Source organism: Hyalangium minutum, assembly GCF_000737315.1.
GTDB lineage: Bacteria > Myxococcota > Myxococcia > Myxococcales > Myxococcaceae > Hyalangium > Hyalangium minutum.
The window spans coordinates 269027-295481 of sequence record NZ_JMCB01000013.1 but is presented as its reverse complement, the minus strand read 5'-3'; the positions used below and the strand labels follow the sequence as shown (position 1 = coordinate 295481).

Here is a 26455-nt window from a genome sequence, read left to right as displayed (position 1 = left end):
GCGCTCCCGAGAAGCACCGCCAGTCCTAGGGCAAGGCTCCACACAGCCTGAGTCACGCGCCTGACGCGATGGAGACAAGGACGCATGGTGCCTCAACCGGCAGGGCCTGCTTGGCCCATCCAGCGTAACATGCGCTCTCGGGCGTCCAAAGAGCCGCACACTCCCTGGAGCGGTGCTAGCCTCTCTGCCGTCGTGATGGTTCGCCTCCTTCTCTTCCTCTTCCTTGTCCTCCCTCCCGCTACTGCTGCCGCCGAGCGCCCCACGCGCGCGGACCTGCAGAAGGCGGTTGAGCTGCATGAGCGCTCGGTCGTGCGCGTCCTCGCTTCTCGCAAGGCCGGCCCCGGCGTCTTCGTCGGCAGCGAGGGGCAGGTGCTCACCGCCGTCGACCACGTGAGCCTGGAGTCCACCGAGGTGGAGTTCGCGGGCCAGCGGCTCGCCGCCTCGGTGGTGCTCGCCAACGCGGCCCTCAAGGTCGCCGTCGTTGCCGCCCCCAGCGGCACCTACCCCTCCGTGCCCGTGAAGGTCAGTGCCGACGGTCTCGAAGGCCAGTGGCTCATCGGCGTCATCCGCGGCAAGGGCAAGAAGGCCCCCTCTCAGCCCTTCACCGCCGTGGCTCAGCGCTCAAAGCAGGAGCCTTTCGTGGACGTGGGCATCCCCTTCGCCCCAGGCACTCCGCTCTTCGATACCCAGGGCCGGCTCGTCGCCGTCGTCGTCCAGCGCCGCACCGGCGGGTGCCGCGCCTTGCCCCTGTCCGCCGTGAAGCTCCAGCTCGCCTCCGCTTCGGCGGGAACCCCATGAGCACCTCCACCGCTCAGCCCTGGCGCCCCGCAGCCGTGCAGGAGGTGGTGATCCTCTGGGCCATCGGCTTCTTCGGCATCATCGTCTCGTTCCTGCTCTTCGGCGGCACCAGCATCCCCAAGCTCGTGGCCACCGTGGGCTTCCTCTACCTGCCCCTCATCCCCATGCGGTGGCGGGACGAAGACTTCGCCGACTATGGCCTCTCGCTCCGCGCCTGGCGACAGGACCTCAAGCTCTTCCTCCTCCTGAGCCTCATCGTCGGGCCGCTCTTCTTCGGCGCCTTCTATTTCTGGGTGGAGCTCGTGCCTCAACTGCCTCCCGAGCTGGCACGGTTCCTCACGCCCCACAACGGCCCCGGCCACTTCTCCCCTCGGCTGCCCCCGCGCTTCGGCGAGTGGGTCATCGATCAGCTCTTCGTCGTCGCGCTCCCCGAGGAGTTCTTCTACCGGGGATACATGCAGACCCGCCTGCGCGACGCCTGGCCGCAGGGCCGCAAGGTGCTCGGCGTCCGGCTGGGGCCCGCCTTCTGGATCACCCCCGTCCTCTTCGCCCTGGGCCATCTCGCCATCTTCCAGGCCTGGCGCCTCTCCGTCTTCTTCCCCGCCCTGCTCTTCGGCTGGATGCGCGAGCGCACCGGCACCATCGTCGGCGCCGCCCTCTTCCACGCCGCCTGCAACCTCTTCGTCCATTTCCTCGAGGTCTCCTTCTTCGGCGGTCCTTAGAGCTGTGAATGGAGTGGATGGGGCAAGGCTGACCCCCTCTCGTCCAGCGCCCATTTATTCAACTGCTCACAAGTATTCAGAGAAATAGGGTATAGCTGCGCCACCCTGGTGCCCGCGCTCCCCGTAGCTGGGCACCGCTTCGAGGGGGCACACCCAGTGAACCGTCTTCAGAGAAGTCAGGCGCTCGGACTGGCCGTAGCGCTATGCACGGCGTTAGCGGCACCTTCCGTCCTCGCCCAGCAGAACTCGTCGGTGATCACCGGCACCGTGGCGGATGCCAGCAACCAGCAGCCTCTCGCCGACGTGACCGTCACCGCCAAGTCCGACGTCCTCCAGGGCGAAGAGGTCACCGTCACCGACGCCACCGGTAATTACCGCCTGCCGCAGCTGCCCCCCGGCGTCTACACGCTGTACTTCGACAAGACGGGCTTCCAGCCTTACAAGCGCCCCGAGATCACCCTGCGTCTCAACCGCACCATCCGCCTCAACGCCCAGCTCCTGCCGGATGAGTTCGAGACCACCCTGGAGATCTCTGGCACCCCGCCCGCCATCGACGTGGGCTCCACCCGCACCGGCATCAGCGTGGACACAGACCTGGTGCGCAACATCGCCGTGGTGCGCCCCGGCACCAAGGGCAGCGCGGCGCGCTCCTTCGAGAGCCTGGCTGAGCTGGCCCCGGGCGCCAACTCGGATGCGTACGGCATCTCCCTCAACGGCACCACGTCGCCGGAGAACGGCTTCCTCGTGGACGGCCTGTCCACCGGCAACCCGGCCACGGGCGTGCTCGGCTCGCCCATCTCCGTGGAGTTCATCCAGGAGGTGAACGTCATCACCGGTGGCTTCATGCCCGAGTTCGGCCGCTCCACCGGCGGCGTCGTCACCGCCGTCACCAAGTCCGGCTCCAACAAGTTCCAAGGCTCGTTCTTCAGCAACCTCACCCCCGGCGCCTTCGAGGGCTCTCCCGAGCCCGTGCTGCGCGAGGGCAACGTCGTGACCACCAAACAGAAGCTGTGGAACCTGGGTGACTTCGGCGGAGACCTGGGCGGCCCCATCATCCCTGACAAGCTCTGGTTCTACGTGGGCGTGGCGCCCTCCTTCACCCGCCGCCAGCTGGAGCGCAACCTGAACACCTTTGTGCTCGACGCGGAAGGCAACCGCATCCGCGACGAGAACGGCTTCTCCCGCACCGAGCCCATCCTCGGCACCACGACGAACTACTTCGCCGACCAGCGCAGCGTGCAGTACATCGGCAAGCTCACGTGGCAGGCCGCCGCGGACCACACCCTCACGCTGTCCATCTACGGCGCGCCCAGCAGTTCTGGCGGCGACGGCCGCTTCGGCTACCGCGTGGATGACAACGCCGTGGAGGTGGAAAACCTCGCTGGCAACTACGCCGCGTACGCGCACCGCTACAAGCAGGACTCGCGCGACATCTCCCTGAAGCTGGCCTCCTCCTTCATGGAGAAGAAGATCCTCCTGGACGCCACCGTGGGCTGGCACCACCAGTTCGACTCCGTCCTGCCCTCGGACGGCACGGGCATTGGCAGCGGCCAGGGCCTGTCGCTCCTGCCCCAGTTCGAGATGCAGCGCTCCAGCCGCCCGGATCCCGCCAACCCGAGCCGCAGCCTGCCCGCCTTCTACTCCATCAATGACTTCGAGCAGCTGCCGGATCCCTCCGTGTGCGACCCGGCGGGCACCGTCAACGCCGTGCGCTGCCCCGTCACCACGTACCTGTTCGGCGGCCCTGGCTTCCTCCAGGACCGCACCGTGGAGCGGTACCAGGCCAACCTCGTGGGCACCCTGCTCTTCACCGCGGGCGGCCACCACGTCGTCAAGGCCGGCTTCGACGGCGAGATCATGACGAACGAGGACGTGCGCGGCTACTCGGGCCAGGTCCTCTACCGCGAGAACGTGAACGGCCAGACGTTCCAGGACTTCCGCGCGTTCGGCTACCTCGTCGGCCCGGACGACGTGAGGATCCAGGACTCGGTGAACCCCGCCACCCGCGCCCTGGCGCTCGGCGGCTTCCTGCAGGACTCGTGGAGCGTGATGGACAAGGTGACGCTCAACGCGGGCGTCCGCTACGACACGCAGACGGTGTACGGGACCGGCGGCGACGTGGCCTTCGAGCTGCCCAACCAGCTCTCCCCGCGCGTGGGCCTCATCTACGACTTCACCCAGCAGGGCCGCTCCAAGCTGTACGCCAGCTTCGCGCGCTACTACCAGAACGCGGTGCTGGCCATGGTGAACTCGCAGTTCTCCAACATCACCCGCATCCAGGCCAACCGCCGCCGCGCGGCCCAGGGTGACGCGCCCGGGTGCGATCCGCTCACCCAGGCGGCGCCCTACACCGAGTGCCGCGATGACAAGAACGTCATCCCCTCGGGCAGCCCGGAGATCCTCAGCAAGAAGTACGCGCAGACCTTCGCCATCAACAGCCCGGTGGATCCGGATCTGGAGCCGCAGTCCTCGGACGAGTGGGTGGTGGGCGGTGACTACGAGATCTTCCCGAGCGCCACCGTGGGCCTGTCCTACACGCACCGCGACATGAACGCCGTCATCGAAGACATGTCCCGCAACGAGGCCACCAACTACTTCATCGGAAACCCGGGCCGAGGCATCGCCTCCGAGTTCCCCAAGCCGGTGCGCAACTACGACGCGGTGACGCTGGCCTTCAACAAGGCCTTCTCGGACCTGTGGCTGGTGCAGGCCAGCTACACCTGGTCCCGCCTCTACGGGAACTACTCCGGCCTCTTCCGCCCGGAGAACCTCCAGCTGGCCCCCAACGTCACCTCGGACTTTGACTTGATCTCCCTCACGGAGAACAAGATGGGCCTGCTGCTCTTGGACCACACGCACTCGGTGAAGCTCTACGGCGCCAAGGAGTTCCCCCTCACCGCGAAGATTGGCCTCAACCTGGGTCTGTCCTACCGGGGCACCTCGGGCGCGCCCATCAACGTCACCGGCGCTCACTACATCTACGGCCCGGAGTTCACCTTCATCCTCCCGCGCGGTTCGGGCGGCCGGCTGCCCTTCGTGCACAACATCGACACGCGCCTGTCCGCCAACTACCGGCTGAGCGGGGACATGGTGGCCAGCGTCAGCATGGACGTCTTCAACCTGTTCAACTTCCAGGCCGCCACCGCCGTGGACCAGCGCTACACCTCGGAGACGGTGGACGCCATCATCGGCGGCACCACGACGGACCTGGCGAACCTGAAGGCCCGCGGCACCGATCGCACTGTCGTCGTCAACCCCAACTTCGGCAAGCCCACCGCCTACCAGTCGCCCCGCAGCATCCGCTTCGGCGCGCGCCTCTCCTTCTAAAGCGGAGCTCTCCTCACCATGACGAACTCATCCGCCTTCCGCTGGATCCTCTCCCTGGGGTGCATGACGCTGCTCGGCGCCTGCAACGCCGAGCAGCCCCTGCCCCAGTGCACCATTGGACGCGGCGAGCACGCCGTGCGCTACACGCTCGTCCGGGGCACCGGCGCCTGCGCCACCAAGCGGGCCGAGAAGATCGGCGCGCAGATCTTCCGCACGCCGGGCTCGGGCCTGCCTCCCACGCTGGACTTCCGGCCGGGTCCCTTGGCTGCCAACGAGGGCAAGGACACGGCCAACCCCATCAACGCGGCCGGAGACTTCACCACCGAGTACCCGAGCGAGAAGGAGCTCTGCGTGGTGCCCAGCATGTCCGAGGCCCGCCAGCGCGTGCCGCAGACGGACGGGACGACGACAGACATCCGCTACGAGTTCAGCAACGTGCGCGTGCAGGGCTCCGCCGCCATCCCCGGCACGCAGTGGATCGCCGACCTGACGTACACGGAGAACGACTGCACCGCCCAGTACGTGGCGGTGGGCATGTTCCCCGCGCTCAAGTGCGAGCGCACCGTGAACGGCCAGATCGAGCGTGACCCGGCCATCTGCCAGCAGCCCCGGGCGGGCCTCTCCATTGATCCGGCCTTCCCCACCACGTGCGACGAGAGCACCAACCTGTGTGTGCTCAGGGGTGATCCGCCGTCGCTCATTCTCCAGCCGTAGGTCGCCGCAGCCTCGAGGCCCTGGAGCTTTCCGCCCGCGAACACGAGGCGGGACCCCAGGGCTTGCGCGCACGCTCGCTCGTGAACAGTTTGGGCTCCCCATTTCAGATGTTCCCCAGGAGCCCTACCCCCATGAATCGGCTTGTCGCGACGCTGGCCTGCCTTGCACTCAGCGCGTGTTCACCGGTGAACGAAGACGATGCCGAGGAGGCCGGATTTCTCCCCTCCTCGGTGGACCTGCAGACCGCGCGCGCCGCGATGCGCATCGAGAACGGCGGCAGCCTCAACGGTGGCAGCCTCAACGGCGGCAGCCTCAACGGTGGCAGCCTCAACGGTGGCAGCCTCAACGGGAATGATCTCTCCGGGTTCCTGGTCCACGTGGACTACGATTTCGCGAGCGTGGACGGGAGATCGGACCTCGATTGGCTGCGCATCGAGGGGACTCAGTTCAAGGCGAAGAGGGGCCCGGCCATCTACTCGGGCTACGACTTCTGGGGGGCCCGGTTCTTCGGGCACCTGGGAGACGGCCGCCGGGCGACGCTGCGCATCGCTGCCATGCGGCAGGCCGCGGAGCCCAACCAAGACCTGACCGAGTACTGGGTCGAGTACCGGGATGATGGGGGGAACTGGCACCCCATCTGCCGCGACTACACCGGCACCGCAGTCTGGGCGTACCCGGTGAAGGGCGTCTACGACTACCGCAGCGGTGTGCCCACGGGCGGCGCCCACTTCGACGAACCCACCCGCTTCACCTTCGCGTGTGGCGGAGGCGCGATCGTGAAGTGCATCAACTTGGGCTACCGCCCCTGGGTGACGCACAACGGGGAGTCGCTGGCCCCGTACCACCAGGCGTGCACGCGGCTGCTCCGCGCGGACTACTGCGGCGACGGCTCGACCTACACGCAGAACGGCAACCGGGTGAACCTGTATGATCCTCTGGGGCTTCAGCAGGACACCGAGAACTGGATCTTCGAGGCGGCCTGGGACGAGAACGGCGCGCGGTGCTTCTACCCGCTGAACCGCTCGCACGCGGGCATCCCCTGCTACGACACCCGTGTGGAGCTCTTCTGCGGCACCAACCTGTCCTCACAGACCCTGGGCATCCGGCTCGTCAACGAGACGCCGACCGCAGGCCTCACCCCGTAGGCAGCCAGGCATGCGCGAGCCCGGCAAAGTGTTGGCTGTGACACAAACCGGAGACCCCTCCAGGGACTCTCTTCTCTGCCCCCGAGGCTAAAATCTCGTTCCGTCATGGCTGAACTCCCTTCCGCTCCCGCCTCTTCTCCGCTGGCTGGCACCTCGTCCACGGGCGCAGCTCACGCACGGCGCATCCTCGTCGTCGAGGACTATGAGGACAACCGCGAGCTGTATGCGACGTACCTCTCCCTGCAGGGGTTCGAGGTGCTGACCGCCGAGAACGGCGCCCAGGCCCTGGAGTGCGTACGGGAGTCCTCCCCGGACGTCATCCTGATGGACCTGTCGCTCCCCGTCCTGAGCGGCTGGGACGCCATCCGGGAGCTCAAGATGGATCCTCACACCCGCGGCATTCCCATCCTCGCCCTCACGGGCCACGCCACGCCGACCCACAAGGCCCGGGCGCAAGAGGCCGGCGCGGATGACTTCGCCGCCAAGCCTTGCCCGCTTCAGGATGTGGAGCAGCGGATCCTCGATCTGCTCAAGGGCCCCTCTTCGCGACTGGGAGAGGTGGGCTGACTCCCTCCTCCTGGAAGCCGCCCGAGCGGTTCGACGAATACCGGCTGGTGCGTCCCCTGGGCCGTGGCAGCACCGGGCAGGTATTCCTGGCGCACGACACGCTGCTCGAGCGTGCGGTCGCCGTGAAGTTCCTCCCTGCGGGGGACCAGGCAGGGCTGGCCCGCTTCCTCAACGAGGCGCGTGCCGCCGCCCGTGTCCAGCACCCTCACGTCGTCACCCTCTACCGCGTGGGGCAGGTAGAGGGCTACGCCTACCTCGTCACCGAGTACACCCCGGGCGTCAGCCTGGATCGGGTGAAGAAGCCCGTGCCCTGGGAGCGGGCGCTGCAAGTGGGACGCGACCTGGCACGCGGCCTGGCCGCCGCTCACCGCCGGGGCGTGCTGCACCGCGACCTCAAGCCCGGCAACATCATCATCACCGAGCCTGGGCAAGCGAAGCTGCTGGACTTCGGCCTGGCCAAGCTGCTCGAGAACCACCTGGCCCCCGCCTCCGAGCTGCAACTGAAGCCGCCCGACTCTGACGGCTCGATTCCCCTCTCTCCGGTGGGAACGCCCTATTACATGGCCCCCGAGGCCTGGGGCACTGAAGAGTCCACGGCCCGCGCGGACATCTACTCGCTGGGAGCCGTCCTGTATGAGCTGTGCTGCGGACGAGCCCCCTTCCGGCATGTGCCTTTCGCCGCCCTGCCTCAGACGGTGCAGCGCGAGGAGACCCCGCCCCTGCGAGAGGCCGCGCCGGGCCTGGATGCGGCGCTGGCGTCCGTGGTGGAGCGCTGCCTGCGGCGGGATCCGCTCTCGCGCTATGCCTCCGCCGAGGAGCTGCTGGACGCGCTGGAGCAGGTGGGCTCCGCCGAGGCGCGTCTGCCCGTTCCCGAGGGCAACCCCTACCGGGGCCTGAGCGCCTTCGAGGCCGAGCACCGCTCCGTCTTCTTCGGACGCGCTCGGGAGGCGCGCACGGTGCTGGAGCGGCTGAGCTCCGACGGCTTCGTCCTGCTCACCGGAGATTCGGGGGTGGGCAAGTCCTCGCTGTGCGCGGCGGGGGTACTGCCCTCGATCGACGAGGGAGCCCTGGGAGATGGGCGACGGTGGGAGACGCGGCGGATGGTGCCGGGACGGCGGCCGCTCAGCGCTCTTGCGCGGGTGCTGGCTCCCAGATGGGGCGAGTCCGCCGAGACCTTGGTGGCCCAGTGGGTGGCGGAGCCCGAGGCGCTTGCCCGTCGGATTCGCGGGGCGCTGGGCAGCGCTGCGGGCCTGGCGCTCTACGTGGATCAGCTGGAGGAGCTCGTCACGCTGAGCGTGCCGGAGGAGGCGTCCTCGTTCGCCCAGGCCCTCGCACCTCTGGCCCAGGGGCTGCCCGGGGTCAGGCTGGTGGCCACGGCCCGCAGCGACTTCCTCACCCGCCTCGCGGGCCTGCCTGGGCTGGGACCCCAGGTGGGCAGAGCGATCCATCTGGTGCCTCCGCTCGGTCCCACCGAGGTCCGCGAGGCCGTGATTGGACCGGCCCGCGTCAAGGGCTTCCGCTTCGAGTCCGAGGCGCTGGTGAAGACCCTCGTGGACGCGACCGTGTCGGCCCACGGTGGGCTGCCGCTGCTGCAGTTCGCGCTGGCGCAGCTCTGGGAGGGCCGCTCCCGGGAGCACGCGGTCATCCCCGCCTCGGCGCTGGAGGTGCTCGGAGGCGTGTCGGGCGCACTGGCCCGGCATGCCGACGGAGTCGTGGAGGCCCTGCCCGCCGAACAGCAGCGCGCCGCCCGCTCCCTGTTGCTGCGGCTGGTGACGAACGAGGGAACGCGCGCCCGGCGCAGTGCCGACGAGCTGTGCGGAGATGACACGCGCTACCGCGCCGCACTGGAGGCGCTGGTCCGTGGCCGGTTGGTGACGGCGCGCGAGGCCGCGGAGGGCAGCACCTATGAGGTGGCCCACGAGGCGCTGCTGCACGGGTGGGCCACCCTGGCGCGCTGGCTGGCGGAAGAGGGAGAGACGCGCGAGGTCCGGCTGAGGCTGGAGGCGGGCGCGCGCGAGTGGGAGCGGACCGCAAACTCCGCCGAGGTGCTGTGGGGAGAGCGAGCGCTGCAGGAGGCCCAGGCGCTGGAGCCCGAGGAGCTGCCGGAGCGAGAGCGGCGCTTCTTGGAGGCGTCGCGCCAGGAGCTGCGGCGGCGACGGCGGCGGCGGCAAGCGGTGGGAGCGGCCTTCCTCGTCTCGCTGCTGGCCGCCGCGGGTCTGGTGCAACTGCGCGGGGCGATGGAGCGCGAACGGGCCGCGACCGCCGAGCTGACGGTGGCACGCGAGCACCTGGCCAAGGCAACCCATGCCGCGGAAGCGCAGGAACGGGCCGCGAATGAAGCCTTCCAGGCCTTCGACACGGGCCGCCTGCCAGAAGCCGAGGCAGCGTGGGCCGAGGCACGTCAGCATGCCTCCGAGACAGACCTGCACCAGGCCAAGCAGGGCGAGGCCCTCGAACGCGCACTGGCCCTGGCACCCGGACACCCGGAGGTACGGGGGCTGCTGTCGGATGCCCTGCTGACACGCGCGGGGCGAGCGGAAGCGATGGGGCAGAAGAGCTTGCGCGATGTGCTCGCCAGCCGGCTTCAGTTGGTAGACACGGAAGGGGAGCGCTGGGCACGGTGGACAGCTCCGGCGCGGCTCCAGGTGACGAAGCCCCCAGAGTCACTCCTGCGTGTGCAGCGGTATGTTCCCTCGCACGAGGGCTCCCTGGCACTGGAGGACGTACCGAACGGCGCGGAGAACGAGACGCTGAGCCTGTCCGCGGGCTCATACCTGCTCACGATGCACCCGACCGATGGGGCTGAGGTGCGTTTGCCGGTGATGCTGGGGCGCGGGGAACACCGTCAAGTGAACCTGCAGCCTCCCCCCACCCGCACTCCCTCAGGCTTTGTCTACGTGCCCCCCGGCCGCTTCCTCTTCGGGAGCACGGCGGACGAGAGCGTCCGTCAGTTCTTCAACGCCGCCCCTCAGCACCCGGTGGAGACAAAGGGCTACTTCATCGGCCGCTACGAGGTGACGTGGGCGGAGTACCTGGCCTTCCTGGAGTCGCTGCCTCCGAAGCTCCAGGAGGAGCACCTGCCCCGCGCGGGCAGCACGGGCCTGTATGGCTCACTGTCCCTGAGCCGCGAGGCGAGTGGACGCTGGGTGCTCGCCCTGCAGCCCACCACCCAGCGACTCGAAGCGCGCCAAGGCGAGCGCCTGCGCTACCCGGGCCGCACCGTCCGCGCGGAGGTGGAGTGGGAGCGGCTGCCGGTGGTGGGGATCCGCTACGGGGACGCCCAGGCTTATGCGGCGTGGCTGGCCTCCACGGGCCGAGTGCCCGGGGCACGGCTCTGCACGGAGCTGGAGTGGGAGCGCGCCGCCCGCGGTGCCGACGGACGGGAGTACCCCCATGGGGACCGGCTGCTGCCCAACGAGGCCAACTTCGATCAAACCTACGGCAAGGAGCCGCTCTCCTTCGGTCCAGACGAAGTGGGCAGTCACCCAGCCTCCGCCAGTCCCTTTGGCCTCGAAGACATGGCCGGCAACGTGTGGGAGTGGACCGGCTCTGTCCTCAACCCTGGCCAGCCGGTGGCACGGGGGAGCAGCTACTACTTCAGCGCCGCCACCTGCCGCGCCACCAACCGCGAGGCCCCGGAGGCCTCCTTCCGAGACCTCACCGTGGGCATGCGGCTGTGCGCCAGCCTTCCGGAGTGAGCGTTTCCTTCCCCACAGTGAACCGGAGTCCACGTTGCCGCTGTGCTTTCAAGATCTACTGTGGTCGAAACCATCCCAATTCGAGCTTCCCGTGGAAATCCAAGCCCTCGAAGAAAGCGCTGAGGAGCTCTATGAGCACGCGCCCTGTGGCTACATCTCCACACTGCCGAACGGAACCATCGTCAAGGTCAACCAGACGTTCCTGAAGTGGACGGGCTACTCACGCGAGGAGCTGCTGGGTGGTAAGCGCTTCCAGGATCTGCTGGCGGTGGGGGCGAAGATCTTCCACGAGACGCACTACGCACCCCTCTTGCAGATGCAGGGCGCCGTCGAGGAGATCAACTTCGAGCTGGTGAGCAAGAGCGGACGCCCGCTGCCGGTGCTGGCCAACACGGTCCAGAAGAAGGACGAGGCCGGCAAGGTGCTCCTGCACCGCACCACCGTCTTCAACATCTCGGACCGGAAGACGTACGAGCGGGAGCTGGTACTGGCGCGAAAGAAGGCCGAGGAGGCCGCCAAGGCCAAGGCGGACTTCCTCTCCATGATGAGCCACGAGATCCGCACCCCGATGAACGCCATCATCGGGCTGTCGAACCTGCTGGGGCAGACGGCGCTCTCATCGCAGCAGCACAAGTACTTGCAGATCCTGCAGACCTCGTCCGAGAACCTGCTCAACCTGCTCAACAACATCCTGGACTTCAGCAAGATCGAGGCGGGCAAGGTCTCTCTGGAGGAGAAGCGCTTCAACGTCCGCCAGCTCATCTACGGCATCTTCCACGGGCTCAACGTGAAGGCCGAGGAGAAGGGCCTGGCCGTGCGGGTGGAGATTGACGAGCAGGTGCCCGCCTGGTTGATGGGAGATCCCGTCAAGCTGGGGCAGATCCTCACCAACCTGCTGGGCAATGCCATCAAGTTCACCGAGGAGGGCTCCGTCACGCTGGCGGCGCGGGTGCGCGAGGCCACCCCGGAGGCCATCTCCGTGGACTTCCACGTCAGCGACACGGGCATCGGCATTGCCCCGGACCGCCTGGCGCACGTCTTCGAGGAGTTCTCCCAGGCCAGCTACGACATCAACCTGAAGTACGGCGGCACGGGCCTGGGCCTCACCATCTGCCAGAAGCTGCTGGAGATGTACGGCAGCACCATGAAGGTGGAGAGCGAGCTGGGCCGAGGCACCACGTTCTCCTTCCCCCTGCGCCTGAAGCGCGCCCAGGGCGAGGAGGAGTCCACCGGCCCCGCCGAGTACCTCTCGGACTCGCAGATTCTCCGCGGCGTCCGGGTGCTGGTGGCCGAGGACAACTCCGTCAACGTCTTCGTCGTCTCCCAGTTCCTGCGCAAGTGGGGCATCGACTTCGAGGTGGTGGAGAACGGGCATCAGGCCCTCGAGAAGCTCCAGCAGCGCACCTATGAACTGGTGCTGATGGACCTGCAGATGCCCGTGCTCTCCGGCTACGAGGCCACCTATACCCTGCGGAACCTCCCGGACGAGCGCTTCCGGCGGCTGCCCATCCTGGCGCTGACGGCCTCGGCCCGGCCGGGCCTGGAGGAGCGCGTGGATCTGGCCGGCTTCACGGACTACGTGGGCAAGCCCTTCAAGCCGGATGAGCTCTTCGCGAAGATCGCCCAGTACGTCACCCTGCCCGCGCCGCCGCCCTCCCCGAAGCCCCTTCCCGAAGAGAAGCGAGAGCCGCCCACGGCCGCGGTGGACGAGGCCCTCCCCCCGCCGCGGTTCAGCTTCGAGAAGTTCCGTGCCATGGCCGAGGGAGACACCCAGGGCCTGTTGGAGCTCAGCACCCTGGCCCTCGGCAACACCGAGCAGTGCAAGCACGACTTCCAGCAAGCCCTGGAGGAGCGGGACGCCGAGGCGTTCGAGTTCCACGCCCACCGGATGAAGATGACGCTGGAGTTGCTGCAGACTCACGCGCTGTGGGCGGCGCTCCAGAAGGGCCGCTCTCTCCTGACAAACGGAACGTGGACTCCGGATCGGAGCCACGCCGCTGTCCACGCAATCCACCAAGAGTTGGATGCCCTCATCGCGGCGTTGAAGGAAGAGGTGCGGACCGTCTCCGCGTGCCTCCCCCCCGTGAGCGAGCCCCTGGCCAGGCCCCAGCCCGTGCAGCACCCCTGAATGCGCGCGCCGCGGCCCCGGAGGGCGTCCGCTCAGATCGCGGGAAGGTGGCGGACCTGGAGATCTTCGCTTACCGCCAGCACCGTGCCTTGAGTCAGCTCCACCCATCCCTGGGTGCGCTTCACATGGCTGGCCACCACCACCGCCCGGTGGCGCCGGTGCGCGATCACCTTGGGATGTGTCTCCGGCGTCGTCGAGGTGATGCCGCACACCTCGCAGTGATCCGTGCCCTCCAGCCGCGTGTAATAGAGAGGCGCCTCGCCCGAGCGCGTCGCCACGAGGATCCGCCCATTGGTGGCCACGAAGTTCAGCGTGGAGGTTCGCGCCGCCCCGCCCTGGGCCGCCGCACGCTCCAGTTCCCGCGCCGTCTCCCTCAGCCAGTGGCCTGCCACCTCCGCCTCCAGCCGCGGATCCTCCATGCGCCCCAGATCCCGCAGGTGCTTGAGGAAGTGCGCGAACGCCACCTCGCCCTCTGTGGAGCCCTTCACCTGCCACTGGAGAAACTCGGGCAGCGGCTCCAGCAGCGAAGTCCTCAGCCAATCGAAGCCCTGCAGCGCGCCCTGGTGGGCGAACAGCCACGCCCTGGACCGGAACGGCTGGGTGTTGTCCTCGAGCGACAGTCCCACCGGCAGCTTGCCCCCGTGAAACACGAGCGCCGCCGACTCGTGCGGGGGAGCCAGCGAGCTCACCGACAGCCCCGCGTCGCTCGACAACCGGCGCAACAGCACCTCACCGTCCGCGTACGTTCCCACACCCACGGCGTTGGCCCGGGGCTCCGCCTGGAGGAGAACCTGACCCTCCAGCCGCGCCAGCTCGCACTTCAGCAGGTTGGGATCCGAGGAGAGCACCGCCAGGACGACCGACATGGAACAAAACCTCCGGATGAAGCGTGTGGCTCAGCAGTTAAATAGTGACGCCAGCCCCCCCGCTCAACCCACGCTCCCCAGGCCCCTCTCCCCCCGCTAAGCCCTTGAAATGGTTCGGATTTAGAGAGACGGAAGGTTTGACACGCCCGCACCCAGGTGCGAACATCCCCGCGCTTTAAAGGACTGCAAGAGTCCCGAAGTACCCGTGCAGAACTTCACCGGAGACGGAATGTCGGACGAGATTGCAATCGGCATCGACCTGGGCACCTCGTACTCGTGCGTGGCGGTGGTCCAGGACGGACAGCCGGGGGTCATCCCCAATGAGTGGGGCGAGACCAGCCATGCCTCGTGCGTCTCGTTCCTGGAAGACGGCTCGGTGCTGGTGGGCAATGCGGCCAAGAAGAACATCATCCAAGCGCCCGAGGCGACGGTGTACTCCGCCAAGCGGCTCATTGGCCGCTACTTCTTCTCGGACGAGGTGAAGAAGGCCCAGGCGGTGATGCCGTACAACATCGTCGAGGGCGATCACAACTCGGTGCGCATCGAGGTGCGCGGCAGCACGTACTCGCTGCCGGAGATCTCCGCGCTGGTGCTCAAGGAGATGAAGGCCGTCGCGGAGACGTACCTGGGGCGCGAGGTGACCAAGGCCGTCGTCACGGTGCCGGCTTACTTCAACGACAACCAGCGCCAGGCCACCAAGGACGCGGGCCGCGTGGCGGGGCTCGAGGTGCTGCGCATCCTCAATGAGCCCACCGCGGCGGCGCTCGCCTACGGCTTCGGCCGGGACGTGAACCAGCGCGTGGTGGTCTACGATCTGGGCGGCGGTACGTTCGACGTGTCCATCCTGGAGATCGGCAAGGACGTGTTCGAGGTGCTCTCCACCGCGGGCGATACGTACCTGGGCGGCGATGACTTCGACGACCGCATCATGACGTGGCTGGCCGAGGACTTCCTGGCCAAGACGCGGCTGGATCTGCGGCAGAACAAGTACTGCCTGCAGATGCTGAAGGACGCGGCGGAGAAGGCGAAGATCGACGTGGGCCAGTACGGCGTGGCGGACGTGCTCTGCGAGGGCATCTGCCAGGACGCCAACGGCAAGGTGCTGAACCTGAAGCAGCATCTCACCCAGGACCAGTTCAACCGCATGGTGATGGACCTGGTGCAGCGCACCTTCAAGGTGTGCGACGAGGCGCTGCAGAGCGCCCGGCTGACGGCCTCGGACATCGACGCGGTGATTCTGGTGGGCGGCCCCACGCGCCTGCCCATCATCCGCAACTCCGTGAAGCACTACTTCCAGCGGGAGCCCATGGAGGGCATCAACCCGGACCAGGTGGTGGCGCTGGGGGCATGCCTCCAGGCGCACGCGCTGCTGGACGCTGGGGCGGAGACGTTCCTGGTGGACGTGACGCCGCTGACGTTGCGGCTTGGCACCGTGGGCGGCTACACCGAGAAGATCATCGACAAGAACACGCCGGTGCCGATCGACCGCTCGAAGACCTTCACCACCAGCCGTGACGGGCAGGAGAAGGTGAAGATCCGCGTGTACCAAGGCGAGTCCAACCGCGCCGACGAGTGCGAGCTGCTGGGCGAGTTCGAGTTCTCGGGCTTCCGCATCGGCTACCGCGGCGAGGTGAAGATCGAAGTGACGTTCGAGATCGACACCAACGGCCTGGTGAACGTGTCCGCCTGTGACACGGAGACCGGCCAGAAGACGACGACCACGCTGACGCTGTCCTCGGGCATGTCCGAGGACGACATCCAGCGGTCCATGGAGGCCACGCGGCAGATCCAGCTCGCGGGCCACAACACCGACCTTCCCTCCGTGGCCTGAGAGGCCTCTGACAGGCTCTGACGATGTCCCAGCCCCCCGACCCCAGCGGTAAGCCCCCCGGCCCCCCTCCCGGCCCCGCCCCCGCGCGCCCGGCGGCCCCAGGTGCGCCCCGGGCTCCCACTGCTCCGGGTGTCCCGCCTCGCGCGGCGTCTCCAGGAGCCGCTCCGGGTGCCCCGCGCCCCGCGAGCACTGTGCCCGTCGCCCAGCCGATCCCCGCCGTGGGTGCTTCGCAGCGCCCCGTGGCTCCGGGGACTCCGCCCCCGCCGCCTGTGCCGAGCACTCCGCCGGTTCCCACTGCGGCGCCGCGCCCCGCTGCACCGCAGATGCCGGCTCGCCTGCTCTCACCCGCCACACCGGTTCCCGTGGTAGGGCCTCCTCCCGCTCCGGTTCCCGTGGGCGAGCGCCCCACGGTTCCGGGCATCGCCACCGTGCAAGGGGCCGTGCCGCCCTCGGAGCGGCCCACGGTTCCAGGCATGCCCCCGCTTCCTTATGACGCGTACCCGTCGGTCACGACGCCCACCGTGCCGGGCTCGCCGGGAGTGGCGGCGCCTCGACCGGGCTCGCCAGGGGTCGCGGCGCCTCGGCCTGCGCCCGCCGTGGCCAACCGCCCCACGATTCAGGGCATCACCCCTATCTCCGTCACGCCCCAGCCTGGCCCGGGTGTCTCGCTGAGAGAGCCGACTCCAAACTCCCCGGCGGCTCCCGCGTACCGGCCCACCCTCCCGGGCATCGTGCCGATCTCCGTCACTCGGAGCGACACGACTCCGGCGCCCGTTCCTCCCGGTCCGCCTTCCGCGGTGCCTCCGCCTCCACCTGCCGCAGCCGCGGGCACGCCCCCCAAGGGCACGCCAGTGCGCCCACCTGCTCCTGGACAGCCTCCAGCGGGACGTCCTGTTCCGGCGGCCGGTGCGCCGCGTCCTCCGCCGGTGATCGCCGTGGGCCAGACTCCGCCTCCGCCTCCGGTGTCCACGCCTCCTCCCTACCGACCGGGAGAGAAGCCCACGACCTCGCTGCCAGCGGTGGCGACCTCGGCGACGGGCCCCCGGCCCGCTGTGGTGCCGCCTCCCGCCCCGGGACAGCGGCCTCCGTCGCGCTCGGGCATTCCCACCGTGCAGCCAGCTGCGGCACGTCCAGTTCCGGGCGTAGCGCCCGTGGTTCCTCCGGTAGGGGCTCGGCCGCCGCCGCCTCCTCCTCCGGACCGGGACCCAGTGGCTCCGGGTATCGCGCCGGTGGTGCCGCCGGTGGCACCCGCCGCAGCCCGGCTTCCTCCGCCGCCCGCCACGCCACCGCCGCCGCCGCCGGCCGCTACAGCCAAGGGCTCGCTCGATGAGGCACAGATGGCCGAGCTCGCCGCCCGCTGCGCGCAACTCGATCAGAGCGACTACTTCGAGGTGCTGCAGCTCCCGAAGGACGCCACACCGGCGGACATCAAGAAGGCGTTCTACCGCGAGAGCCGCGCCTTCCACCCGGATCGCTTCTACCAGCTCGAGAACAAGGAGCTGAAGGATCAGGTGAACGAGCTCTACAAGCGCGTCACCGAGGCCTACTACGTGCTGCGCGACGACACGAAGCGCCGCAGGTACGTGGCGGACGTGACGGGGCCGGAGCGGGCTCAGAAGCTGCGCTTCACCGAGACCTCCGAGGCCGAGTCGAAGGCGGCGGCGAAGAAGGAGCAGGCCGAGCAGATCGGCACGACCCCCAAGGGCCGAGAGTTCTTCAAGCGTGGCATCGACGATCTGGAGGCGGGCCGTCTGGCCAGCGCCGAGCGCAACCTGAAGATGGCGGTCACCTACGAGTCGTCCAACGCGCTCTATAAGGAGAAGCTCGCCGAGGTGCAGAAGAAGCTGAACGACGAGTCCAAGTCCAAGGGCGAGGCGTTCAAAATCAAGTAAGGCGCAGCAGATGGTAGGAGGGGGTCCACGGTGGTCATCGACGTCACGATCCTGTGCCTGGTCATCTTCTTCGCGCTGATCGGAGCCATCTCGGGGGCGGCGAAGCAGATCGCCCAGATGGTGGGCATGGCCGTCGCCTACTTCGCCTCGAAGCGGCTGGGGCCGGTGCTGGGCCCCAAGCTGGCGGGCTCGTTCGGGGACTCACAGCTGGCCGGGGTGCTGGTGGCCTCGGTGTTGGTGTTCGTGGTGGTGCTGATCACGGTGCGCTACGCACTCGTAGCGCTGCTGCAGCGGCTGATGGCGGGGAAGGATCCGAACAACCGCGGTCCGGACCGGATGATCGGCTTCGTGCTGGGAGGGACGAAGGTGGCGCTCATCTGCTACGTGGTGATGAGCGCTCTGACGTTCGTGGAGCAGCACGTGGTGGTGGCGGGCAAGAAGCTGGGCATCTCGCCAAAGGACTCGAAGGCCTTTGGCCTGGTGCGGAGTCACAACCTCTTCGAGATGACGCAGTTCGCGCCGATCAAGGACTTCGTCCGGGTGGCGCAGGCGAGCACGGATCCAGAGAGGGCGCGGAAGCTCCAGAACGATCCGGCCTACAAGGCGCTGCGGCAGGATCCCCGCTTCCAGCGGGCGCTGAAGGAAGACTCGCTGCGCCGGGCGCTCGAGCAGGGCGACACGCAGGCGCTGCTGCGCAGCAACCTGATCCTCCAGCTCATCCAGGATCCGGAGTTCGCGGCACGGCTGGGCGCAGCGGCCCAGGCCTCGGACCGCTGAGACTGCGCGCCTCCGCAGAGAGAGGTACCCCTTGAGCTGGCGAGAAGTGGGAGCGCTGTTTCTGGTGTGGCTGACGGCTTGCACAGGGACACCGCGAGCCATGCGCGCACTCCAGGACGCGGATCCGGACGAGGTGCGGTCGGCGGCAGCGCGATACGAGCTGCACGTCTTCGCCCCAGACATCGGCTCGCAGGAGTCCGTCCAGTTGTCCTCGGCAGACTTCCAGCGGGCCTTGAGGATGCTGGCCCCGGAGGTGGTTCCTTCCTCCCAGCCCATGGAGGAGGCACGGCTGCTCATGCAGGGTGGGCTGCACGCCTCCTTGCTGGCGGAGATGGAGCGCGGCCAGGTCGTGCGGCTCACGCCCCTGGACGAGGAGAGCCCGCTGGAAGCAAGCACGGCCGCCGAGTACCGGCGGCGCTACCTGAACATGTGCCTGCAGCAGTACGGAGGGGGCGACTGCCTGGGTCTGCTCGCGGACGGCCCCACGCTGACGAAGGAGGACGTGCGTGCGTTAGCGCTGGCGCTGTCGTTGAAACGGGTGCTGAGGGAGACGGGGGCGGCGCTTCGGGGAATGGTGACTCCCCAGGCCGTGGTGGCCATGGTGGTGTGCACTGCCTTCGTCTACATGACGCTCTGGCTGCTGCCGGAACCTGTCTCGAAGCTGCTGGCGGCCAGTCTCACCCTGGCAATGCTGGCGTGGCTGCCGGTGCACACGCTGTGGACTCTGATGGATGGGTGGGCCCAGCTGGTACGCGAGGCGGACCGGGCAACCACTTATGAGGAAATAGAAGAGGCCAGCGAGCGCTTCAGTCAGCTCATGGGAGAAAACACCGCGCGGGTGCTGGTGATGTTGATCACCACCGCCATCGTGGGGGGTGGTGGGAAGTTCGTCCAGAAGCTGCCGAAGCTGCCGGGGTTTGCAAAGGCGGCGGCCCAGGCCGAGGCGCAAGGGATGCGCCTGAGTGCTGCAGGCGAAGTGGAATGGGCCGCCGCAGCCGAGGAGCAGACCTTCACCCTCATGGTGCGACGGCCCGGCGGCAGAGCGGCCGCATCGGCGGAAGAAGCAGCCGAAGCGCACTCCGTCACCCTCATCCGCCACCGAGGAGGCAACCAGCAGGTCTTCATCAACGGACAGCGCTGGCACTTGCGCGCCGGTCAGTCGCTCAAGGAAGTGCCTACCAGGGACCCAGTCGGTGACTCACTCCAGGCAGCGGCGAAGCGCATCGCGAATGAGTGGAGCCCAGCTGAACTCTCACGACCCCAACAAAGAGCCATCAAGGACGCGCGCGATGCAGGCCATTACTTGAAAGCACGCCTGATGGAACTGCGGTTCCGCGGACAGTGGGTAGAAAACAGACTGAGAGATCAGTTCAGCGAGTTGCAGTGGAGCCGCACGGGCGTGGATGCCGTGAACCCCGCGACGGGAATCAGATACGAGATCCTTGCAGGAACAGACTCAAACATGGCTCTCCATGGACGCAGAATGGCGGAGATGTTCTTCCGGCTCATCACCTTTTGAGCCTCCCAAAACCGGCTATCAGGAAGCATGATCCAATTCCGTGACCAAGAAATCGCGAATGAGCGGCTCGTCCTGGAGAGTGCGACGGAGGTGTTCTATCTGGGTCACAATCTGACCCTCCGGAACTGCACTCTGGTCATTGGGGTGCCTGCACGCGCTCTCGTCATTGCTCGAACGCGGCTCATCGGCTGCAGCATTGAGGTCAAACGGGAATTGAAGAATTTCCGTTGGCAATCCGTGGTCCTGACAGGCTGCCGGTTCAAGGGCCGCTTCACTGGAAATGACTTCGGTGAATGGCCGTCCGCACCGGGCCAAGGGAGCATTGACGACTGCGACTTCACTGAGGCCAACCTCGATCAGACTCGATTCCTCGGCTGTGATGCCCGTCGGCTCCGTTTTCCTCCCTGGCCGTGCTTCACCCTTCTGGATCCCCAGCAGCGGCACCGTGAGCTGACTGCCCTGCCATGGCCTGGCGATGTCGGGCGAGGTGCAATGGAGATCTGCGCCGAGGACCCACCTTCGACCAGAGCATTGACGTTCTCGGCCCCGGCGCTCGCCAAGCGCCATGGGACCACCTCGGAAGCCATTCGCGCCGTCCTGGAGAAGCTGGACGGCGTGGTCTTCTGAATCAGGTGCTCAGCTGCGCCGCGTCCAGTCCAGCCAGCCGGGCGCCCACGAAGTCCGCGTCCACCGTGATCCGCCGGCGGCGGCACTCGGGGGCCTCGAACATCACGTCCGACATCACGTACTCCAAGATTGAGCGCAGGCCGCGGGCTCCCAGCCCCTTCTCCACCGAGAACCGCACCACCGCGCGCAGCGCCTGCTCCGTGAAGTCCAGCTCGATCTCGTCGAACGCCAGCAGTTCGCGGAACTCCTTCAGCACCGAGTCCGGCGGCTCCGTCAGCACCCGGAGCAAGTCGTCCTCCCCCAGCGCTTGCAGCTGCACCGTCACCGGCAGGCGCCCCAGGAACTCCGCCAGCATCCCGAAGTCCACCAGCTGCTTCACGCTGATGCGCTTCTTCACCTTCCGCGCCAGCTCCTCCGCCCCGAACCCCAGCGGCCGCGCCGCGCTCTCCCCGTAGTCGTGCAGGTCCGAGAACGTCCCCGCGCAGATGAAGAGGATGTCGCGCGTGTCGATCTGCACGAAGTCGCTCTTGTTCCACGCCTGCGTGACGTTCATGGGCACAAAAACTTCGCGCCCCTCCAGGAGCTTCAGCAGCGCCTGCTGCACGCCCTCGCCGCCGATGTCCCGGCTGCCCGCCCCATTGCGAGCCCCCTGCGAGCGCCGGGCGATCTTGTCCACCTCGTCAATGAAGATGATCCCCCTCTGGGTGTCCTCCACCGAGTGGTTCGCCTTGAACAGGAGGTCCGAGATCATCACCTCCACGTCCTTCCCGTAGTACCCGGCTTCCGTGTACTCGGTGGCGTCCACCGTGGTGAACGGGACAGACAGGATCTCCGCCAGGTTCCGGGCGATGTGCGTCTTGCCGCTCCCCGTGGGCCCTATCAGCAGAATGTTGGACTTCTTGATCAGCGACCCCCGGCGCTGGCGCTTGGCCTGAATGCGCTTGAGGTGGTTGTGGGCAGCAATGGCCACCACCCGCTTGGCCTCCTCCTGCCCGATGACGTAGCGATCCAGCCGCTCGAAGATCTGCCGGGGCGTCAGCACCGGCCCCTCGTCCCTGCGTGCGGACGACTCCATGTACCCTCCCCTTCGGTCCACGCGTCCTCCCAGCGTTCAACAGGAGGGTAGGAATGAAACGCGAGGAGGCCCACCTCGGGGCTCCCCCTCCCCCGCGGCGCCGCTCGGCTGCCTGCCCGGCTGACAGTCGGCTATTGAACCCGGGGCGCTTTCCCTATAGTTGCGCGCGTTCCATGGGTTGTTGGCACTCCAGCCACATCCCCTCGCCCCGGAGGCCCTGAGACGCAATGGCCATCACCTCCCCCCCGCAACACCGCTGGACGCTCGCCGACGCCCTGGAGACCTACGGGATCCGCAACTGGGGTAACCCGTACTTCGGCATCAACGACAAGGGCCACGTCTGCGTCCATCCGGACGGTCCCCAGGCCGCCAGCATGGACCTGAAGGAGCTGGTGGAAGAGGTGCGCCGCCGGGGCATTGGCCTGCCGCTGCTCATCCGCTTCACCGACGTGCTGCGCCACCGGGTGCGGCACCTCAACGAGGCCTTCAAGAAGGCCATCACCGAGCAGAACTACAAGGGCCAGTACCGGGGCGTGTACCCCATCAAGGTCAACCAGCACCGCTACGTGGTGGAGACCATCGTCGAGACGGGCAAGCAGTACGGCTACGGCCTGGAGGCCGGCAGCAAGCCGGAGCTGCTCGCCGTCATGGCCCTGCTGGACAACGAGGACGCGCTCGTCATCTGCAACGGCTACAAGGACGAGGAGTACGTGGAGACGGCGCTGTTCTTCTCCCGCCTGGGCCGCAAGGTCATCCTCGTGGTGGAGAAGCCCAGCGAGCTGCCGCTGATCGCCGAGGTGGCCCGCCGCACGGGCATCGCCCCGCGGCTGGGTGTGCGCGTGCGCCTGTCCACCCGCGGCGCGGGCAAGTGGGAGGCCTCGGGCGGTGACCGCTCCAAGTTCGGCCTCACCTCCTCGGAGCTGATGGCCTCCATCGCCTTCATGCGCGAGACAGGCCTGTTGCAGCACTTCGAGCTGCTGCACTTCCACCTGGGCAGCCAGATCTCCAACATCCGCAACGTGAAGAACGCGCTGCGTGAGGTGGGCTGCTTCTACGTGGAGGTGGCCCGCCAGGGTGCCCCGCTCCAGTACCTGGACGTGGGCGGCGGCCTCGGCGTGGACTACGACGGCTCGCAGACGAACTTCACCTCGTCCATGAACTACACCACCGAGGAGTACGCCAACGACGTGGTGTTCGGCGTCATGGAGGCGTGTGACCGGGCCGGTGTGGCCCACCCCACCATCGTGTCCGAGTCCGGCCGCGCCGTGGTGGCGCACCACGCGGTCCTGGTGATGGACGTGCTGGGCACCAGCGAGTTCGATCCGGCGATGGCCCCGGACAAGGTGGACGAGAAGGCCCCCTCCGTGGTCCGCAACCTGGTGAGCACGCTGCGGGACGTGACGAACAAGAACCTGCTGGAGTCCTGGCACGATGCCCAAGACTCCAAGGAGGAGAGCCTCACCCTGTTCTCCCTGGGCCACCTGTCGCTGGAGCAGCGCGTGGCCGCCGAGAACGTCTACTGGGCCATCTGCCACAAGATCATGCGGATCGCCCGGGAGGCCGGCGAGATCCCCGAGGAGCTCGAGTCCCTGGAGAAGCAGCTGTCGGACACCTACTTCTGCAACTTCTCGGTGTTCCAGTCGCTGCCGGACTCGTGGGCCATCGACCAGCTCTTCCCCGTGATGCCCATCCACCGCCTGAACGAGAAGCCCACGCGCAAGGCGGTGCTGGCGGACATCACCTGCGACTCGGACGGGAAGATCGAGCACTTCATCGACAAGCGCGAGGTGAAGGACTCGCTGGAGCTGCACCCGCTCAACGATGACGACTACCTGCTGGGCATCTTCCTGGTGGGCGCGTACCAGGAGATCCTCGGCGACCTGCACAACCTGTTCGGCGACACGCACGCCGTGCAGGTGTCGCTGGCGCCCAACGGGGGCTACCTGATCGACCACGTGGTGGAGGGAGACACCGTCAACGAGGTGCTCCACTACGTGAGCTACAACAAGGACGATCTCGTCGCCCGGCTGCGCAAGTTCACCGAGGTGGCGCTGCGCCAGGGCCGCATCTCCCTGGACGAGTCGCGCACGCTGCTGCGGATGTACGAGGAAGGCCTGTCCGGCTACACGTACCTGGAGCGGGACGTGGACGCGAAGTTCGCCTCCGCCAACCACGGCCAGTTGCGCCTCGTGGCCCCGCACGACACGTCGGTCCCGCCCCGCATCACGCCGCCGCCGACGGGCACCTGATCCGGCCTCGCCGGGCTCGGACACTCCGGGCCCGGCCTCAGGCGCGGCGCCACCGGGCCGCGAACAGGCTGAGCCCCACGAGCGCGCCGCCTGCCCCCATGAGCGCGAGGAGCGGGCGCCGCAGCCTCGCTCCCAGGGCCTCCAGCACCCCCGCCGTGACTTCCCGGCTCGCCCGCCGCAGCGTCCCGTCGCGCTCCACGGCCTGCCGCCACGGCCCCGCCTGCTCCTTCAGCGCTCCGCTCGCGCCCCGGACCACCGCGGCGGAGGAGCGCCCGGCGAGCTCCTCCAAGGAAGATCCCACCGCCTTGCCCGAGGCGAGCTCCTCGCGAAGGCCCGCTGCCAGCCCCCTCGCCAGTCCCCGGCCAGCCTGCTCGAACAAGCTTCCCAGGAGCGCCCCGTCCTCCCGGAGCTTCGACTTGAGCCTTGGCAAGGACTCCTGAAGCTCCCGCACGGCCGCCCTCACCATGCCCTCCGCCATGGCCTGGGCCCGCTCTCCGGGCGTGCGAATCTCGTCGGTGCGGCTGCGGGCAAAGGAGGTGATCTCGTCCAGGAGGCGATTGATGCGCTCGACGAGAGCGTGGAAGGGCATCCCACCGTCCTGCCACTCCCGCTCCAGCACCTCCACCACCCCTTGCATCGCCGCCGCCGCCAGGGTGTGCGCGGTAGCCCCCGGCTCCACGGGCTCCCGCTCGGCGGCCTCATGTGCCATGCGCCCGAGGACCGTCAGCGCATCCTGGAGCAGCGCGTGCAGTTGCCTCTCGAGCTCATCCGGCAGTTCCTCGCGTATCCCCTCGGCCGCGCCGCGCATCACACTGCTCGCCGCTTCGCGCGCCGCCATGCGCTCGAGCGACAAGGCCAGGTTGCGGAGCACCTCGACCGGACCCGCGCGATGCTCCTTCCCCATGGCGCTCCCCCTTCCTGCTGGCGCTCGTTCAACAGATGAAAGGCTCGCCAGAAAGGTACGGACGGCAGGTTGCGGCAGCCACCCAGGCAGCACAGCGAGTTCCAGGCCGCCAGCCTGAATGCTCACAGAGCGCCCCGGTACCGCTGGTGGAACACACCGCTCCAGCATTAGCTGCAGCTCAAATCATTTGACCGCATCTGATGGGCGTGACTGGCGCCGCTCTTCCTCAGCGAGTCCAGCGCTTCCTGATGACGCACATCGACTCCATCTACGCCATCTGGGACAAGAACCGCGTGGGCCGCCGCCCCCAGTGAGCCGCAGCCAGGAGCCTCACTCCTTGGACCGGACGGCCAGCACGTTTCCACCCGCCCGTGCGCCCGCCACCGCGGGCACTCCGAGCAGCAACGAGGGCTCTCCTGTCAGTTGGTGGCTCGCCTCGGCGCGAACCAGTGGCAGCCCGTGCGGCTGGCGCTGCAGCCAGCCGATGAGCTTCTCACGCACCAGGCAGCGCAAGTCCCACGCCTTGCCCGAATCCGCCGCGCTCACCAGCGCCCTGATCAGCACGGCTCGTTCGGTGCAGCCCGTCACCTGAAGTCCATTGACCTTGCCGTCCCACAGCCCCTCGGACTCCTGCTCCAGGATGCGCCGGAGTTCGGCGCGCATCGCCACCACGTCCGTCTGGAAGTCCGCGTACACCTCGATGGTGCCCAGGATCTCCGGCGACACCTTGCTCCAGTTCTGAAAGGGCTTGTCCAGGAAGTGAGTCATCGGCACGACGAGCCGACGCAAGTCCCACACCTTCACCACCACATAGGTGAGGGTGATCTCCTCGATCCACCCCCACTCGTTCTCCACGATGACGGTGTCTCCAATGCGCACGGGCTGGGTGATGGACAACTGGATGCCCGCCAGCAGCGTGGAGATGGACTTCTGCGCCGCCAGACCGATGACCAGACCCGCCAGGCCCGCGGACGCCAGCAGCGACACGCCCACGTGACGCACCGCCTCGAACTGGAGCAGCAGCAGCGAAGCCGCCACCAGCACCACCGTCACCTCCGTGATGCGCCGCAGCACCGAGAGCTGGGTGCGCAGGCCCCGGGCCCGGCCCACGTCCGCGCTGCTCCCCTCGTTGCCCACCTTCTGCTCGACGAAGCGCGCGGCCAGCCTCACGAAGCGCAGCAGGAACCATGCCACGGTCGCGATCACCACCGAGCGCGCCCCGAGATCCACCACGTGCTGCGCGGGAGGAGGAAGCATCAACAGCCGTCCGCCCGCGACGACCCACAGCACGAAAAGCAGGTGGCGCAAGGGGCCCCGGCCCGCTCCCACGAGCTGATCGTCCCAGCCCGAGCTCGTCAGGGCCGTCGCACGTCCGACCACGCGCAGCGCCAGTCGCTCCAGAGAGCGTCCGGCGAAGACCCCCACCCCCACGATCAGCGCCAGCCCCAGCCACTTCCACAGCTCCAACACCCCGAAGGGCTTGGCGAAGAAGAACGGCGGCAGCACTCCCTCCAGACGAGCTCCCAGCCCTTCATCGAGCGCCAGCGCTGGCAAGGAGAACAGCCACAATAGGAGCGGGATGGATCGGCGCATGCTCTTGAGTCCCAGCGTAGGGA

The 26455-nt window shown here is 68.0% G+C and carries 18 protein-coding genes; 14 read left to right on the top strand and 4 right to left on the bottom strand.

Annotated elements, in window-relative coordinates; all coding sequences use genetic code 11:
- Positions 1-195: 195 nt before the first annotated feature.
- The 8 genes from DB31_RS30035 to DB31_RS30000 all read left to right on the top strand — a co-directional run bounded on the left by DB31_RS30035 (position 196) and on the right by DB31_RS30000 (position 13099).
- Positions 196-798 carry an MXAN_2756 family trypsin-like serine endoprotease gene (locus tag DB31_RS30035; RefSeq protein WP_044193768.1) on the top strand — a complete coding sequence of 201 codons (603 nt, stop codon included), beginning with the start codon at positions 196-198 and terminating at the stop codon, positions 796-798.
- On the top strand, positions 795-1520 hold the full coding sequence (mrtX, locus tag DB31_RS30030; protein ID WP_044193766.1) for a myxosortase MrtX: 726 nt from the start codon (positions 795-797) through the stop codon (positions 1518-1520). The genes DB31_RS30035 and mrtX overlap by 4 nt, the downstream gene beginning before the upstream one ends.
- A gap of 156 nt (positions 1521-1676) precedes the next feature.
- Positions 1677-4847, top strand: coding sequence for a TonB-dependent receptor (locus tag DB31_RS30025; RefSeq protein WP_052420353.1), 3171 nt, complete (start codon positions 1677-1679; stop codon positions 4845-4847).
- Positions 4848-4865: 18 nt separating this feature from the next.
- Positions 4866-5561, top strand: coding sequence for a hypothetical protein (locus tag DB31_RS30020; RefSeq protein WP_044193764.1), 696 nt, complete (start codon positions 4866-4868; stop codon positions 5559-5561).
- A 131-nt stretch (positions 5562-5692) separates the two neighbouring features.
- Positions 5693-6706 (top strand): ADYC domain-containing protein, encoded by a 1014-nt coding sequence (locus DB31_RS30015; RefSeq protein WP_052420352.1) that lies wholly within the window; start codon positions 5693-5695, stop codon positions 6704-6706.
- Positions 6707-6811: 105 nt separating this feature from the next.
- Complete coding sequence (locus DB31_RS30010) at positions 6812-7273, top strand: response regulator (RefSeq protein ID WP_083968834.1); 462 nt, start codon at positions 6812-6814, stop codon at positions 7271-7273.
- Positions 7274-7320: 47 nt separating this feature from the next.
- Positions 7321-10971, top strand: coding sequence for a bifunctional serine/threonine-protein kinase/formylglycine-generating enzyme family protein (locus DB31_RS30005; protein WP_083968832.1), 3651 nt, complete (start codon positions 7321-7323; stop codon positions 10969-10971).
- A gap of 91 nt (positions 10972-11062) precedes the next feature.
- Positions 11063-13099 (top strand): PAS domain-containing hybrid sensor histidine kinase/response regulator, encoded by a 2037-nt coding sequence (locus DB31_RS30000; protein ID WP_063769280.1) that lies wholly within the window; start codon positions 11063-11065, stop codon positions 13097-13099.
- Positions 13100-13131: 32 nt separating this feature from the next.
- On the opposite strand, the gene DB31_RS29995 is transcribed toward DB31_RS30000, so the two are convergent.
- Entirely contained in the window at positions 13132-13965 is an 834-nt protein-coding gene (locus tag DB31_RS29995) for a class II glutamine amidotransferase (protein WP_044193761.1), read from the bottom strand.
- A gap of 229 nt (positions 13966-14194) precedes the next feature.
- Here DB31_RS29995 and DB31_RS29990 point away from each other — a divergent pair, with 229 nt between their 5' ends.
- The 5 genes from DB31_RS29990 (at position 14195) to DB31_RS29970 (ending at position 20611) form a co-directional block, all read left to right on the top strand.
- A complete protein-coding gene (locus DB31_RS29990; RefSeq protein WP_044194037.1) occupies positions 14195-15796 on the top strand; it encodes an Hsp70 family protein in 1602 nt (533 codons plus the stop codon).
- A 323-nt stretch (positions 15797-16119) separates the two neighbouring features.
- Positions 16120-17688 (top strand): J domain-containing protein, encoded by a 1569-nt coding sequence (locus DB31_RS51325; protein ID WP_276203661.1) that lies wholly within the window; start codon positions 16120-16122, stop codon positions 17686-17688.
- Positions 17689-17718: 30 nt separating this feature from the next.
- On the top strand, positions 17719-18465 hold the full coding sequence (locus DB31_RS29980) for a CvpA family protein (protein WP_044193760.1): 747 nt from the start codon (positions 17719-17721) through the stop codon (positions 18463-18465).
- A gap of 31 nt (positions 18466-18496) precedes the next feature.
- On the top strand, positions 18497-19984 hold the full coding sequence (sitA5, locus tag DB31_RS50775) for a SitA5 family polymorphic toxin (protein ID WP_476702766.1): 1488 nt from the start codon (positions 18497-18499) through the stop codon (positions 19982-19984).
- 27 nt (positions 19985-20011) lie between these two features.
- The gene (locus DB31_RS29970; protein WP_044193757.1) at positions 20012-20611 is read left to right on the top strand and encodes a hypothetical protein; all 600 of its coding nucleotides are present in this window, start codon (positions 20012-20014) and stop codon (positions 20609-20611) included.
- Position 20612: 1 nt separating this feature from the next.
- Here DB31_RS29970 and clpX read toward each other — a convergent pair whose 3' ends face one another.
- Positions 20613-21686, bottom strand: a complete 1074-nt coding sequence (gene clpX, locus DB31_RS29965; protein ID WP_044193755.1) for an ATP-dependent Clp protease ATP-binding subunit ClpX — start codon at positions 21684-21686, stop codon at positions 20613-20615.
- Between the two features lie 227 nt (positions 21687-21913).
- On the opposite strand from clpX, the gene speA reads away from it, so the two are divergent.
- Positions 21914-23935, top strand: a complete 2022-nt coding sequence (gene speA, locus DB31_RS29960) for a biosynthetic arginine decarboxylase (protein ID WP_044193753.1) — start codon at positions 21914-21916, stop codon at positions 23933-23935.
- Positions 23936-23972: 37 nt separating this feature from the next.
- On the opposite strand, the gene DB31_RS29955 is transcribed toward speA, so the two are convergent.
- Positions 23973-24839: a hypothetical protein gene (locus tag DB31_RS29955; RefSeq protein WP_044193751.1), complete on the bottom strand. Its 867-nt coding sequence runs from the start codon at positions 24837-24839 to the stop codon at positions 23973-23975.
- 330 nt (positions 24840-25169) lie between these two features.
- Positions 25170-26432 (bottom strand): mechanosensitive ion channel family protein, encoded by a 1263-nt coding sequence (locus DB31_RS29950; RefSeq protein WP_044193749.1) that lies wholly within the window; start codon positions 26430-26432, stop codon positions 25170-25172.
- Positions 26433-26455: the final 23 nt, after the last annotated feature.

Coding starts and splice junctions, on each gene's coding strand:
- DB31_RS51325 (WP_276203661.1), top strand. CDS start 16,120: ATGCCGGCTCGCCTGCTCTCACCCGCCACACCGGTTCCCGTGGTAGGG.
- DB31_RS30020 (WP_044193764.1), top strand. CDS start 4,866: ATGACGAACTCATCCGCCTTCCGCTGGATCCTCTCCCTGGGGTGCATG.
- DB31_RS29955 (WP_044193751.1), bottom strand. CDS start 24,839: ATGGGGAAGGAGCATCGCGCGGGTCCGGTCGAGGTGCTCCGCAACCTG.
- DB31_RS30010 (WP_083968834.1), top strand. CDS start 6,812: ATGGCTGAACTCCCTTCCGCTCCCGCCTCTTCTCCGCTGGCTGGCACC.
- DB31_RS29990 (WP_044194037.1), top strand. CDS start 14,195: ATGTCGGACGAGATTGCAATCGGCATCGACCTGGGCACCTCGTACTCG.
- DB31_RS29970 (WP_044193757.1), top strand. CDS start 20,012: ATGATCCAATTCCGTGACCAAGAAATCGCGAATGAGCGGCTCGTCCTG.
- speA (WP_044193753.1), top strand. CDS start 21,914: ATGGCCATCACCTCCCCCCCGCAACACCGCTGGACGCTCGCCGACGCC.
- clpX (WP_044193755.1), bottom strand. CDS start 21,686: ATGGAGTCGTCCGCACGCAGGGACGAGGGGCCGGTGCTGACGCCCCGG.
- mrtX (WP_044193766.1), top strand. CDS start 795: ATGAGCACCTCCACCGCTCAGCCCTGGCGCCCCGCAGCCGTGCAGGAG.
- DB31_RS30015 (WP_052420352.1), top strand. CDS start 5,693: ATGAATCGGCTTGTCGCGACGCTGGCCTGCCTTGCACTCAGCGCGTGT.
- DB31_RS29950 (WP_044193749.1), bottom strand. CDS start 26,432: ATGCGCCGATCCATCCCGCTCCTATTGTGGCTGTTCTCCTTGCCAGCG.
- DB31_RS29995 (WP_044193761.1), bottom strand. CDS start 13,965: ATGTCGGTCGTCCTGGCGGTGCTCTCCTCGGATCCCAACCTGCTGAAG.
- DB31_RS30035 (WP_044193768.1), top strand. CDS start 196: ATGGTTCGCCTCCTTCTCTTCCTCTTCCTTGTCCTCCCTCCCGCTACT.